The sequence below is a fragment of the Exiguobacterium sp. KKBO11 genome (genome assembly GCF_001644945.1).
GTDB classification, from domain to species: Bacteria; Bacillota; Bacilli; order Exiguobacteriales; family Exiguobacteriaceae; genus Exiguobacterium_A; species Exiguobacterium_A abrahamii.
The window spans coordinates 233773-247261 of record NZ_LUCU01000033.1 but is presented as its reverse complement, the minus strand read 5'-3'; the positions used below and the strand labels follow the sequence as shown (position 1 = coordinate 247261).

General features: G+C 45.5%; 10 protein-coding genes. 2 read left to right on the top strand and 8 right to left on the bottom strand.

Going from position 1 to position 13489, the window contains the following annotated elements; genetic code table 11:
• Positions 1–59: 59 nt before the first annotated feature.
• A complete protein-coding gene (locus AYO36_RS12265; protein WP_064300589.1) occupies positions 60–2726 on the bottom strand; it encodes an MMPL family transporter in 2667 nt (888 codons plus the stop codon).
• 31 nt (positions 2727–2757) lie between these two features.
• Entirely contained in the window at positions 2758–3201 is a 444-nt protein-coding gene (locus AYO36_RS12260) for a MarR family transcriptional regulator (RefSeq protein WP_029343331.1), read from the bottom strand.
• A 128-nt stretch (positions 3202–3329) separates the two neighbouring features.
• Between AYO36_RS12260 and AYO36_RS12255 the strand changes: the two genes are divergently transcribed.
• The gene (locus AYO36_RS12255; protein ID WP_023466956.1) at positions 3330–3527 is read left to right on the top strand and encodes a hypothetical protein; all 198 of its coding nucleotides are present in this window, start codon (positions 3330–3332) and stop codon (positions 3525–3527) included.
• Positions 3528–3567: 40 nt separating this feature from the next.
• Here the strand turns inward: AYO36_RS12255 and AYO36_RS12250 are convergent, their stop codons facing one another.
• From AYO36_RS12250 to AYO36_RS12240, 3 genes are all read right to left on the bottom strand, one after another.
• Entirely contained in the window at positions 3568–4017 is a 450-nt protein-coding gene (locus AYO36_RS12250) for a universal stress protein (RefSeq protein WP_064300588.1), read from the bottom strand.
• A gap of 28 nt (positions 4018–4045) precedes the next feature.
• Positions 4046–4495, bottom strand: coding sequence for a general stress protein (locus tag AYO36_RS12245; RefSeq protein WP_050678937.1), 450 nt, complete (start codon positions 4493–4495; stop codon positions 4046–4048).
• Between the two features lie 64 nt (positions 4496–4559).
• Positions 4560–5294: a hypothetical protein gene (locus AYO36_RS12240; protein WP_064300587.1), complete on the bottom strand. Its 735-nt coding sequence runs from the start codon at positions 5292–5294 to the stop codon at positions 4560–4562.
• A gap of 123 nt (positions 5295–5417) precedes the next feature.
• Between AYO36_RS12240 and AYO36_RS12235 the strand changes: the two genes are divergently transcribed.
• Positions 5418–6056 (top strand): FusB/FusC family EF-G-binding protein, encoded by a 639-nt coding sequence (locus AYO36_RS12235; RefSeq protein WP_064300586.1) that lies wholly within the window; start codon positions 5418–5420, stop codon positions 6054–6056.
• A gap of 78 nt (positions 6057–6134) precedes the next feature.
• On the opposite strand, the gene AYO36_RS12230 is transcribed toward AYO36_RS12235, so the two are convergent.
• The 3 genes from AYO36_RS12230 to AYO36_RS12220 all read right to left on the bottom strand — a co-directional run bounded on the left by AYO36_RS12230 (position 6135) and on the right by AYO36_RS12220 (position 13486).
• Positions 6135–7673, bottom strand: a complete 1539-nt coding sequence (locus AYO36_RS12230) for a GGDEF domain-containing protein (RefSeq protein ID WP_064300585.1) — start codon at positions 7671–7673, stop codon at positions 6135–6137.
• Between the two features lie 198 nt (positions 7674–7871).
• The gene (locus AYO36_RS12225; protein WP_082874248.1) at positions 7872–10442 is read right to left on the bottom strand and encodes a HAMP domain-containing sensor histidine kinase; all 2571 of its coding nucleotides are present in this window, start codon (positions 10440–10442) and stop codon (positions 7872–7874) included.
• Between the two features lie 146 nt (positions 10443–10588).
• Complete coding sequence (locus AYO36_RS12220) at positions 10589–13486, bottom strand: S8 family peptidase (protein ID WP_064300584.1); 2898 nt, start codon at positions 13484–13486, stop codon at positions 10589–10591.
• Between the last annotated feature and the right edge of the window lie 3 nt (positions 13487–13489).

The window sequence follows — 13489 nt, the reverse complement described above, 5'->3', positions numbered from 1 at the left end:
TAGTATACGTCATGACAAAACCGGGTTCATCTAGAAGACGAACCCGGTCTGGTTAGTTATTATTTTTTAGCGTTTGGTCGAAACGGCCACCAGACCCCTTTGCCAAACGATACAGTGATCGCTGGAATCAAGAGTGGTAAGACGATCAAACCATACAAGAGTAGACCTGTGATGACGATCGTCGCGATTTGAACGAGACTCAAGACACCAGACGGCATCATCGCTCCGAAGGTTCCTGCGAGGATGATCGCTGCCGTGATGATGACAGACCCCATCTTTTTCATCGACAGGAACATCGCTTCCTTCGTATCGAGTCCCTTGATCGTCTCTTCCCGGAAACGGTCGAGTAGGAAAATCGAGTAGTCGATACCAAGGGCAATCAACATAACGAATCCGAAGAACGGAACCGCCCAACTGATACCGTCATATCCGAGTCCGTTGACGAAGATCAGCTCTGCGATCGACATCGACGTATAATACGTCAGCAATAACGAACCGATCATGAACAACGGCATGATCAACGAACGGAACATGATTGCTAGAATCACGAAGAGACTGATCAGCATGACCGTCACTGTTCGTTTGAAATCGGCTTTCGACGTATCATTTAAATCACTGTTAACGCTTGAGATACCACCATATGCAACGGTGCTGTCTTCAAACGGTGTCCCTTTGATTGTCTTCGCTGTCGTCTCTTTGATGGCAGCGACGGTTTGAATCGCTTCCGGCGAATACGGATCATCTTCGAGAATGACTTCGAACTTCAATCCCGTCTGTTGATCGATCGCGTAACGATCAATTGCTGGTTTAAAGGCTTTATCCGACAGCGTATCTTTTGGAACGAACACACCTGTCCCCCGAATCGATGTCGCTTGTCCCATCTCGGTCAGAAGATCAGAAATGTCTTCAAGACCACTTTCAATTTTCGTCAATCCTGCGTTCGCTTGACCGACACCATCCGCGAGTTGCGTCAACCCACTTCCAAGTTGACCCGCTTGCGCACCTTGAGACGCGATACCACTTGCTGCTTGACTGATGCCGGCTTGAACTTGGCTCAATTGACCAGACAAGACATTCAACGTTCCAACGGTTTGCGGGATGTTTTGGGTCGATTGTAGACCTTGACCGACGAGCGTCAACTGTTGGTTAATTTGCCCAAGTCCGTCTGCTGCTTGTTGCAACTGACTCGCACCTGCTGAAGCCGCATCTCCTGCCGGTAGCTGTCCTGTGATACCGTTGAGATTATCTTCAACGGTCGTCAGACCAGACTGAACATCCGTAAGACCAGCGGTAGCTTTCTTCATGCCATCAGCAACTTGTTTTAATTGACGATCGACGTAGAAATCATTGATGACTTCGCCTGTCGGACGAGAAATCGAACGAACCGATTTGACCCCGTCAATCTTCACCAGTTCGCGACTGAGTTGTTCCGCATAAGGAACTGTTTTTTCAGTAATCAAATCATCGTCACTCTTCAGGATGACGTTGACCGGGAGCGACTCACCTGCACCAAATCCATCCGAGATCGCATTCAGTCCTTTGACCGTCTCATACTTCGCACCAATCTCATCGACGGTATTAAACGAAAGGTCATCATCATACGTAAAGAGTGTCGGGACCGTTATGATCGCAACGATGATCATCGCAAGCAACGGACGACGAATCGATAATCCACCATAATGTGACCACAGTTTACTATCTTGGTGACTCGCTGCCTTCTTCGATGGCCAGAATAGCTTTTCTTTTAGTGTTGCCATGAAGAATGGGACGAGTGTGAACAAGACAAGCAAGAGCACAGCAATCCCGACTGCAACAGCGACCGACGATTTAAAGATCGGGAAGTCCGCAAAACCAATCGCTGAGAAGCCGACGAGAACAGCGAGACCACTGATGAGTAACGTACGCCCTGCTGTCTTATACGTGTTGACAATCGCTGTCTCAACGTCGTGTCCTGCCGTCAACTCTTCCTTGTACCGGCTCAGGAGCAAAATACAATAGTCTGTTCCAATCCCGAACAGGATGGCAACAAGGAAGATTTGCGTATAGTTCGATACCGGGAAGCCGAACCAGTCGACAAAAAAGGCGACAAGTGATTGGCTAATCAGGTACGTAAACCCAACCGCAACGAGTGGGACGAACGGTGTGACGACTGAACGGAAGACGAGCAGAAGCAGTCCGAAAATCAATCCGACGGTAATCAGTTCCGTCCGCTTCAGTCCCTCTTGCGAGCTCGTATTAACGTCATCGTTGATTAACGCTTCACCCGTTAGATAAATCGTTTGATCCTTTGGTAAAAGATCCGTCCGGATTTGTTTTGCCAGTTTGACGATCTCTTCTTGCGAACCGTCGACTGTGATTGGTACGAGGACCGTCTTTTTGTCTTTTGAGACGAGCTGTCCTTCCGTCTCTTTGTTTTCAAACGGATCGAGCACATCCGTGACCGGACGATCAAGTGCTTCTAAATCCTGAACGATTTGCCCGATCGACTTTCGATCGGCATCGCTGACTTTGTCTTTGAGCGGAATGACAAGAGAAATGGTTTCTTCACTTGCCCCCGCTTTTTCTAAAATATCAGCTGCTCGCTGTGAATCGGCATCATTTGCGAGCTGAATCGCACCTGCTTCTTCTGCTTGTTTAGCCAAGTTTGGTGCCGTAAATAGTAACCCTACTGTGACGATGAGCAATAACGCAAGAATTGCCCAACGCCATTTGACGATTTGTCGCATATCCGATTCTCCTCTTCCTTTAATTCTGTCTTTAGTCGTTCAACTGCAAAATCTCTTTGATTTTCTTAAAGGTTTCGATGAACTGGATGATTTCTTCTTCCTCGACCTTTCCTTCAATCAAATTCTCCAGATACGTATAGATTTCTTGCTCCGCTTCAGTTGCCACTAACCGACCTGATTCCGTCAGTGAGATATACTTCGTCCGGTGGTCGTCTTCTCGTCGTTCGACGATGACGAGACCTTTTTCCGTCAACTTTTTCAGCCGGTTCGAGATGGCACTTTTGTGAACACCCTGCACTGCCGCGAGACGCCCAGACGAAATCGGTCCATATTTTCCGACGAGCTTCAACACATGAAGTTGTTCCGGTGAATACATTTGCCAAACGGGTGCTTCGACCGACTTCAACACGCGTTCTGTTCCGTGGATCATGACTTCTTCAAACAGGAGGACTGCTTCACGTAAATTGTCTTTCATTTTTAGTTTACCCCCTAAACTTATGAAGTTAGTTTAGCCCCTCAACTAGAAGCCTGTCAACTCTAAACTGTCACAACTTACCGATGCAGAACATGACCAATTTCTGTATGATAAAGGAAGAGAGGAGCATGCTTATGTTGACTTTGTTTTGGATTGCGTTAGTCATCTGTCTCGTAGGTCTTGTCTTTACGTTACGGATTGCCAAGCAACCAGCAGAAGAAAAGTATGACCACAAAACTTCGGCTAAAAACATGTCTTGGATGTATTTCATTTTTCTTCCGATCATTCTGATTTTATTAGGCATCTTCTATTACTTTTTAACATGACATAAAACAGCACACATCAGCCGATGTGTGCTGTTTTATGTCACTTCAAGGTTTTCGGACGAACGATATAGATATCGCATTTTGCATAACGGGAAATGTTTTCAGAGACACTCCCGATCATGATGCGTTCCATCGCATTCATCCCGACCGCCCCGCAGACGATCAACCCAGCACCGACACGTGGTGCGATGACCTTCGGAATCAATGTTTTTGGAGAGCCATTTTCGATGACCAGTTCAACTGTCTCGACGCCTGCTTCTCGTGCCCGCTTCTCGTAACGTTCGAGCAGTCCTTGTGCATATTCCGTGACGTTTTGATCAATGAAACGCTTATTGGCACGTACATTAGCAAATGTCTGAATATCGATGACATGGGCGATGACGAGTTTGGCATGATCGAGTTTGGCGAATTTCACTGCCTTTTCAAAGGCAAGATCTGCCGTCTTTGATCCATCGACTGCCACTAAAATCGTATGATACTGGCTCTCCATCAAGAATCATCCTTTCTGCACGACTCTCTTACAGCATCCGGTCATTTTCATTTTCGAGGGCGCGGTTTTCGTGATCGAGTTTTCGTTCTGCCTCGATCCCTTCTGGTTCTGTCTCCAAAATACTTTTTGGTTCCGGTGCAGGACGTGCTGCACCTGCTTCGTCTGCTAACAGGACATACTCACCTTGCTGGACACGTAAGACATGTTGACGAATATCCGACTCTGGTAATCCGAGTTCCGTGAAGGCGGTTTGAATTTCCTCAGCCGAAGCCGGTTTGCCTGTAAATCGCTCAAATAGTGTCCGTTTACCAGAGACGAGTTGCGCTGCTGATTGCCCGCGTAACATCGCCATATCGGTTTTGTCTTGCAACACGACATACAAATCTTCTTCTAGATAACCAGCAAAATGTAGATCCTCAATTTTTCGAATCAAATCCGTCTCATTTTGATAGACACCAATCCATTGTTTTTTTCCCATGACACACGTCTCCCCCTTTTATAGCAACTATATGAGATATACCCCAAATTCATCTAAAACATGACTAGGATGAAGAAGACTTCGGCGATTGCTGTCGAAAAAGACGTTGCCGTTTATAGAAGACGTAATAGCACAAGAGTAAAACACATACGATTCCGACCCCTGTTACGATTTGTTGCAGAAGAAAGAGGCGATCGTTAAAGTACAATCCAATCAAATACCAGACGAGCGCGAGACCGAATACCCAATCGGAATGAATGACGACAAACAATAGTCCTCCGATAATCGCTACGATGAGTGCAATCGTACTCCATTGCTGTTCGGAAAGACCAAATAGCGAAGTGAACTGAAAATCCGATAAGATCCGAAATGGTAAAATTAACAGCATCGTGCTCATCCAGGCAAGTAATACTGAAAATGGGGAGCGCATCCAAGGCGAGCGCCGAGGATGATACTGAATTTTCATATAGACTAAACACAGACTGATGAATGAAATCGTAGTCCAGACGAGTTCCCAAGGTGGTCCGGTCATACTACTGACGCCAAGTGTCAGGAGCGATAACGCGAGCCATCCCCCGATGTCTTCAATCAGTTCTCGATCCGCTGGAAAAGCTCGGACCGGTCGAATACACCAAATTAACAACGTCGTGAACACGACACCTGTAATCGCATCAAAAAAAGGTGCTGGAACAAGAGGCAACGCAGGAAGGGTGACCGGATTTGACCAAACGACGCGCGCTAGCAATGCAAAGAGGAATGCTCCTATATTCATGAGGCGTAAAAATGTTAAATACTGCACGTCCCTCTTCACCTCCTCGTTCATTCTGTTATTCAATTCCCCTTGCAAGAGGCAGAAAAACAAAAATGTCGCTTTGTTCTGTTGCCAAATTCCGGTACGATGAAAAGAAAAGGAGGAACGCGAATGGACGCATTTTTATTGCCCTATCAATACAACTTCATTCGGAATCAAGTCGACCTGTTACAACATCAATTCGCTGCCGTTCATGATCCCGATGTTCGTGATGCTGTCCGGTATAGTGCTGCTGAAAAAATATTCGATCTATTGCCCGTACTTACACCAGAACAGGAAGCGCTGTTGACGAACATTCGTGACGCTGAATCCGAACAAGATCTCCTTGCGTATTTAGCACACGTCGAACCATTCGTCCAACCGTTTCCGAGCATTTCTGAATCACGCATCCGTCAGCTCTTCAAAAAAACGAAAAAGTTACATGTTCCGCCACTTCACTCCTTTGAATGGGTTCACACGACGTTTTTAAGCTGGAACGATACCGGAAATCGAAAAAAATACTTTGTCTATCCTTTGGACGGTCAATGGATCGGCGTCGAGGGAACCTATCTACCATCGATCCAAAAAGGGATCTGTGCGATTTGCCATACGTATAGTGACATCACGCTCGTAACCGCAACGACACGTCGTTCAGCTGAACAGCATCAGACGATTGGTCATCATATGTGTATCGACAGCGATGCATGTAATCAAGCTGTGACCAATCCAGAAGTCATTGAAACATTCTTAGCACGCACGCAAAAGAAATGATAGGCATCAAAAAAACACGTTCGTATGACTGATCCGATGAGGTTCAGTATACGAGCGTGTTTTTGCATGTGACGGCGTTCAGGTGTTCGTTATCGCTGGATCATGCAAGCAAAATTGATTCTTCCCGCGACGTTTTGCCTCATACATCGCTAGGTCTGCTTGCTCGATCAAGTCTGATCGAGAGGCTGCATGCGCAGGATAGATCGCTCCACCAATGCTTGCCGTTACGGGAAGTGGAATGATGCCATGGTGAAACGGCTGTTGGAACAAGGAAACGAGATGTTCTCCACACTGCACCACTTCTGCTTCTTGTTCAACGTCAAACAATAAGACGACGAACTCATCTCCGCCTTGTCTTGAAATGACTGTATTGGGCGGCAGTTTCTTTTGTAAGCGTGTCGTGACATCGACGATGAGTTGATCTCCGACGCGATGACCGTACGTATCGTTAATCTCTTTGAAGTGATCGATATCGATAAAGAATAATCCGACTTGTCCTTCACTCGCTTCCGCCCGGTACAAGGCATCTTGGAACAGTCGCGCAAACAGATACCGATTCGGTAACCCTGTTAAGGCATCGTGGTATGCCATGTGCCGCATCTCCTCCATGGCAGTTGCTAATGCTTCCGTTCGCTCTTCCACCTTCGCTTCGAGATTTTCGCGCAACCGTTGATTGTCAACGACAATCCGGATTTGACGGGAAATCAACAACGGTATGGCAATCATCAGACCAATCGTCAAACCGTTCCAACTAATCGTTTGCCGTGCCATCGTCACGAATAGAATCAATAAGAATAAGTAAGGTGTAATTAAACGTAAGACATCGATCCATCTCCGTGTGACGTCAAGAGGAACGAGCGCTTCTTCAGCGTCAAAGCGATATGCGGCAAGCCCGACGATCATGACAGTCGCTAACCATAACGGATCGAGCCAACTCGAAGGAAATGGATAATCAAATCGTTCTAGGACGACGTATAGGAGGTCGGCAAGTAATTGAAAATGAAATGCGAGTAGAATCAATAATAACGATCCGCCATTACCACGTTTCATCAAACCAAAGAATAAGACAATCATTCCGCCGAGCAACAATAAATCACCGATCGGATAACGAAGCCATAAAAGCGTTTCGATCGTCAGCAAGGCATTTGCTTCTAAATAGGGTGTCACTAAGTAGTGCCACGAGAGCGATCCAGCAACGACTAAAATGATGAACTCATCAAATAGAAAAACGCGTAAATTGACTTCTTGCCGTCGATTGCGAAGGAAATAACCGAAAGCAATGATATAGATCAAAATTTGAAAGCTGAAGATCAAGTCGATCCAATCAAACGGTTCTGTTCGCGTCCATTCTCGGAGGAAGTATAGAAGTTGTCCACATTCGCCTATACCAAGCATCGCATTAGCGAATAATAATAGAAGAAATAAGCGGTAAGTAAAAGGGCGTCTTGTATGGCGTCGTTGTGCCCGCCAAATCAAATAGAGGGAGATGGTTACGCCACCGATCGTGAACAGACTGTTGACGACTTGTCCGATTACCGTATCCGTGCCTACATACGTCACCCAGACGATATGAAACAGCAACCAGCCCATAACGACTCCTAACCATCTCTGATACATGACGATTCCCCCTTTCCTTTTTTAACCATAGTTCGTTTGTCCTATAGGTATATCGGTTCAGGATTGCTGTTTATTCACTCTTTTTTTATTTTATTAAAATCTTTTTTTCGCACGATTACTCATTTTAAAAACAACCAAAAACCGTGTTCACACCTAAGCGGTCTGAACACGGTTTAACTGGAACGTATCACGTTTTCTTTAACTAGAACGTCGATTCTTTTCTGTCGACTCAATGGATTCACTTAGACTGAGCGGTAACACGATGATGAATCGACTACCTTTGCCGACTTCAGATTCGACATGGATGATGCCTTCGTGTTCTTTGACGATTTCCTTACAAATCGATAAACCGAGTCCCGTTCCACCGATTCGACGTGTATCCGAGTTATCGACACGATAGAATTTATCAAACAAGTGAGCAAAGGCATGATGCGGAATCCCAATTCCTTCATCCTTCACTTCAATGATGGCTTGATCGTCTTTCGTATCAATCCAGACATCTATGCGCCCACCATCTGGAGAATACTTGATCGCATTGTTGATCAAGTTACTCATTAATTGTTTAATCCGGTCTTCATCTCCTAAAATGAATGGACGATCCGGGCTGAGCAACTGCAAATGGAGATCGTGCTGTTCACTTGAAGCGTCATACAAGGACATCACTTGTTCAGTTAGGGTAAACAAATCGAGATGTGCCATTTGGTACAACTGTCCACCTGACTGCATTCGCTGAACGTCTAAGAAGTCCGTGACGAGGTTCGATAACCGTTCCGTCTCGTTATGGATCGTCGCTAGATATTTCTGCTGTTTTGAGTCATCGATCTTTCGATTCAGCATCAACTCTGTAAAACCATAAATAGATGAGAGTGGTGTTCGTAACTCATGCGATACGGTCGAGACGAGTTCTGTTTTGAGACGATCGGCTTCTGTTTCCCGGGTAATATCCCGTAAGACGAGGATGATTCCCTTCCATCCTCCGACAACATCAATACGTTCCGCGTAGACTTCGAGATGAGCGGTGTTGTTTCGAATATCAAATCGGACCTTGTCCGGTGAAATCTCACCGGAACGAATCAAATCTAGATACGTATTAAAGGCTTCGACGTCATCCACCAACTGACGCATTACATTGATGACGTACTCACTCGACGGTAACGTTCGATCTACCGTAAATTCCGATTGTAGTTCTGGAATCAACTCAAACAACGGACGGTTGACGTATAATTCTCCATTTCCATCCTCAAGATAAATGATTGCTTCTCGGATTGAGTCCAACACTTGCTCGGTCTTTTCTTTTTCTTGACGCATCCCTTCGTAAGAACGCGTTCGTAGGAGCGATAACGTCATCTGTTGCGCGAACTCGCGAATATCCGTTAACTGCTGTCCTTTATAGGCAGATTTATAACGAACCAGATAGATGGCTGCAATCAATTCATGCGTTTCTGGATCTTCGATAGGAATCGTCACTTCATACGTGCTAAATGAATATGGATAGTCTTTTTGACGCGTCACCCGTTTTTCCGATTGGACGAATTCCATCTCCCGAACCGATCGATTGATGACGGACATCTCATCTTTCAAAAGAACTTTTAAATAATCCATCGTCATCCCATTCGTCGTCGCACCCATGAACTGTCCTTCTTCATAGAGCAATAGGGCACCGTACTCCGAAGAGGTGATATCGATCATCTTTTGAACGATTGCCGGGTACGATTCGACGGTTTCACGAACAGCAAGCGCCTCGGTCAATTCGCTACGTAATCGGAGCTTTTCCTCATTCTTTTTCGTTGTTTGATACGCTTCTTCGAGTTCTTCTTGTTGCGCTTGCAGTTCTTCTTGTTGCGCGAGCAACTCTTCACTTTGCGCCTGCAACTCTTCGTTTTTGCCTTGCATCGCATCCGTATGGGCATTTGTCGTCACGACCATTCGATTAAAGGCTGCGCGCAACAATCCGATTTCGTCTGGTCGCTGCTCGGCAGCTTTATCAATCTTAATCGGTTCTTTCCGAGCGAGCTTCTGATTATCATCGATTAAGCGTAGTAATTGTCGTGTCATCCGGCGAAGGAACGGGTGCACGAATAAGAGGATGAAGGCGATGAGCACAACAATACTGGAGATCCAAATCCATTGTGATTTTGCGACCTCACTTCGAAGTTCACCGACAGCCGTTTCTTGTTGTTGGCTGAGATTCGTCCGGTATTCCTCAAGTGCTGCAGATGCTTTTTCAATATCTGGCGTAATATCAATCGAACCATCGGCAGTTGGCTTTAATCGCCCTTGATCAACAAGACGCTCGGCAATCGGCAAAGAAAACAGACTATCCCCCTGTAAGAAGTCCTCATTGATCCGATTCGCCTTTTTTTCATTGACGTAAGACTGGGTCAACGGGAACAAGGCATCATAGTATAACTCATATAAATTCGTCATTTGCGCTGCGAATTCTTCTTCTTCATCTGTTTTTGCGTTTCGCATGAACCAATCCGTCTCACTTTTGATATCTGTTCGGAGCGCCTGAATCTCATCAAACCGTTCTTGGTTACCAAAAATGACGAATCCTCGCAATCCAAACTGGACGGTTTGCCAATTGTCCCACAAATCATTGGCCCGGCGATTTTGTTCACTGATCGTCTCGAGATTCTGTTTTGATGTTTCGATTCGTCCTTCCATATAGTCATAGACAAAGAACGAAGTAATCGATACTACGATCAGTACCGCATAAAAAACAGTCAGCAACTGCCGACCGATTCGTCGCCGAATCCAATTCACCATGAATTTATCCTCCTCATCATTCATCGAATGATGCTTTTTCATTTGTTTCTTTAAATATAATAGAAACGCTTTCGAAGCAACAGCTAGGATATACAAAAAAAAGACCTTTTCTCGGAATGTACCCGAAAAAAGGTCTTTTTATCCGCTTATTTTTTTGCTTTCTTCACGGTCACAGAAGTCACAGGGCTCACTTGACCACGTGTATTCTTAACGTAGACGGAAAGCTTCGCTTTTGCTTTTTGCTTCGGAATTTTGACAGAATAGTTGCCTTTTGCAGAAACTGTTCCTTTTCCGATGACTTTTTTCTTCGCATCTTTTACATAAACACTCAATTTCTTTTCAGCTGTCCCGGTTACTTTCGTTTGTCCGGCATAGACTGATTTCACTTTGGGTGCTGTTGGTGCTGGTAGGACTTTTACGATCGTCGGTTTACTTGTACGTTTAGCAATATCTGTTACTGTGACGATCAAGCTTGAACCACCGACTTGTTTTGGTAATTTCGCACTGAAGTGACCTTTTGCATCAACTTTTGCTGTGGCGATTTTCTTTTGTTTCGCATCTTTGACGGTAATCGTACCACCCGCGAGAGCTGTACCTGTCATTTTTGTCGCACCAGCAAGAACTGGTTTGACCTTCGGTGCTTTTGGTGCTTTTCCTGGAAGAACTTCTGTACGTTCCGATGTAACGTCTAATCCATTCGCATAGCGAACCGTCAAGACTGTCTTTTGGTTTTGACGCGGAATCTTAACGCTGTATTTTCCTGCTTGAGCTGTTGTCGTAGCTAGCTTTTTGTTCGTCGTTGTTTCCTTACCATTCTTATCTTTCGTTACGAGTGCTGCCCACACTTCAACTTTCGTTCCTGTCTTGACTGTTCCAGAGACAAACAATTGGTTATCATAGACGTCATTGACATTCCCGTTCAAATTCAACTGAGAGATCGCGCGGGGAATACTGACTTTTCCGTATCCAGAGACTGGGCTGACGTAAGCTGGGAATTCAGGTTCCATCTTCTCCCCATCTTCATCTTCTTCAAAGTCGAACCAGTCGTTTGGATTTTCAAACGCAAGTGGCTCTGCACTCTTACGCAAGATCTGTTCGATTTGTGTTGGTGTCAGTTTCGGGTTCAGTGACTTCAAGATACCTGCTACTGCTGCAACATGTGGCGAAGCCATACTTGTTCCATCCATATACACCGTGTTACCGTCTGGAATCAAACTAGCGACTTTTGATCCTGGTGCCACGACGTCAAGTCCAACACCATAGTTCGAATAATCAGCAACCATTCCGAGTGGATTCGTCGCTCCGACAGAAATCGCGTATTCCGAGTTCGCTGGGTAACCGACCATCATGTCATAGTCGTTTCCTGAAGCCGCAACGACCGTAACACCATGATCTGCTGCATATTCCATCATATACGCCATCGTCCGGCTCTCACCGCCACCAAGACTCATGTTGATGATTTTTGCGCCATGATCGACTGCATATTTGATTCCGAGTGCAATCGCGTCTGTTTCGCCTTCGCCGTTTGCATTCAAGACTTTAACCGGCAAAATTTGTGCCGATTGATGAATTCCTTGGATCCCGTAATCGTTGTTCATCGTTGCTGCGATGACGCCCGCTACGTGTGTTCCGTGACCGTTATCATCGATCGCATCTCCGTCACCGTTGACGGAAACATAGTTCTTTTCATTTGCGATATCAACTTTTCCTTGTAAGTCCTTTAAGCGATAATCGACACCTGTATCGATGACTGCAATCTTCACAGGCGTTAATTTCTTCGAACCGAAACGTTGTTGGAACGCTTCAAAGCCAATTCCAACGTTTTCGAATTGCTCAAAGACAGTCTTTTTGTTGACGGCCCATTGATAATCGAAGTTAATATCCTTCGTCGCGCGGTACGTCTGAACTTTTTCAACATACTCGACAGCTGACGAACGGTTGAGTGATTGTTTTAATGCCGTTGCCGATTGTCCTTTGACAGTCGGATCTTCTGTTACGATGACGAAGTCTCCTGCATTACCAAGAGATAAACGTTCCACGTCCGTTGCCTGAACACCCGCAATCTTCATCGAGCGATTCATTTTACCTGGCTTTAATTTGACGATATAACGTGTTGCTTCTTTTGATTGAATGTTCATTCCCAGTGACTGGAATGTTTCGCTTAATTTGCTTCCACTTAATTTAGAGACATCCATTTTGTTGGCATATCCATCAATCTCTTCCGCAATCACAGCAGGCGATGCGTCACGTGATAATTTGTAGAGACGATCGACAGCTTGTTGATCGGCTTTCGTCAACGTGTACGATGTTCCACGTACGAGTGCCTCCATTGCCGGCTTCAATGTTTTTAAATCTTCATATGCTTGTTGACGCTTTTCTTTATTGAATAAAAGCGTTTTGACGACGTAAGGAGACGCTTTGTAGTAAAGCGATGTCAAAGCACGTCCTGCATCCGATTGGCTCAACACTTGCTTTTGGATCGAGTGCATGAGTGCAAGCATCGGCTTTTCTTCTTTTGTTTGCTTGAGTGCTTCTTCTGCCATACAGCTGATGTCATTGATCAGCTCATACTCGACAGGTAGTTTGACATTGTTATACGTCAATTTGACATGAGCGGCTTTTGTCGTCTTACCTTCTTCGATGTTCGGGTAGTATTCGACTTTGACATAATACGGTCCATCCCATGCATATGGAACAGCTAATTTCGTCAGATTTTTTTCATCTGGCTCCGCTTCTGTCCGGTAACGATCAAACGTATCGTCTTCCGCAGCCATCGCTTCACTCGGATACGCTGTTACTTGAACAGGTTGATCCATATCGATCGATAGTTCGAAGTGAGACGCGTTCTTCTCTACACCCGCTTCATGATTGACGCGGTACCAATATGTATTTTTTTCTTCCGTTCCCGTTTCAAGCGTCGTCTCTTGTCCTACTTTCAAGAGCGTCGCTTTAGCAAGGGCTGTTTCCGCCTTTGCTGTCGTAGGTCCTACTCCGAGTGTCAAAATCAGACAGCTCAGCATGACCCAAATCACCAGTTTCTTCACGCC

Excerpts from the sequence above, each read along its gene's own strand:
- AYO36_RS12265 (WP_064300589.1), bottom strand. The coding sequence starts at position 2,726 with ATGCGACAAATCGTCAAATGGCGTTGGGCAATTCTTGCGTTATTGCTC.
- AYO36_RS12260 (WP_029343331.1), bottom strand. The coding sequence starts at position 3,201 with ATGAAAGACAATTTACGTGAAGCAGTCCTCCTGTTTGAAGAAGTCATG.
- AYO36_RS12255 (WP_023466956.1), top strand. The coding sequence starts at position 3,330 with ATGCTTATGTTGACTTTGTTTTGGATTGCGTTAGTCATCTGTCTCGTA.
- AYO36_RS12250 (WP_064300588.1), bottom strand. The coding sequence starts at position 4,017 with ATGGAGAGCCAGTATCATACGATTTTAGTGGCAGTCGATGGATCAAAG.
- AYO36_RS12245 (WP_050678937.1), bottom strand. The coding sequence starts at position 4,495 with ATGGGAAAAAAACAATGGATTGGTGTCTATCAAAATGAGACGGATTTG.
- AYO36_RS12235 (WP_064300586.1), top strand. The coding sequence starts at position 5,418 with ATGGACGCATTTTTATTGCCCTATCAATACAACTTCATTCGGAATCAA.
- AYO36_RS12230 (WP_064300585.1), bottom strand. The coding sequence starts at position 7,673 with ATGTATCAGAGATGGTTAGGAGTCGTTATGGGCTGGTTGCTGTTTCAT.
- AYO36_RS12225 (WP_082874248.1), bottom strand. The coding sequence starts at position 10,442 with ATGGTGAATTGGATTCGGCGACGAATCGGTCGGCAGTTGCTGACTGTT.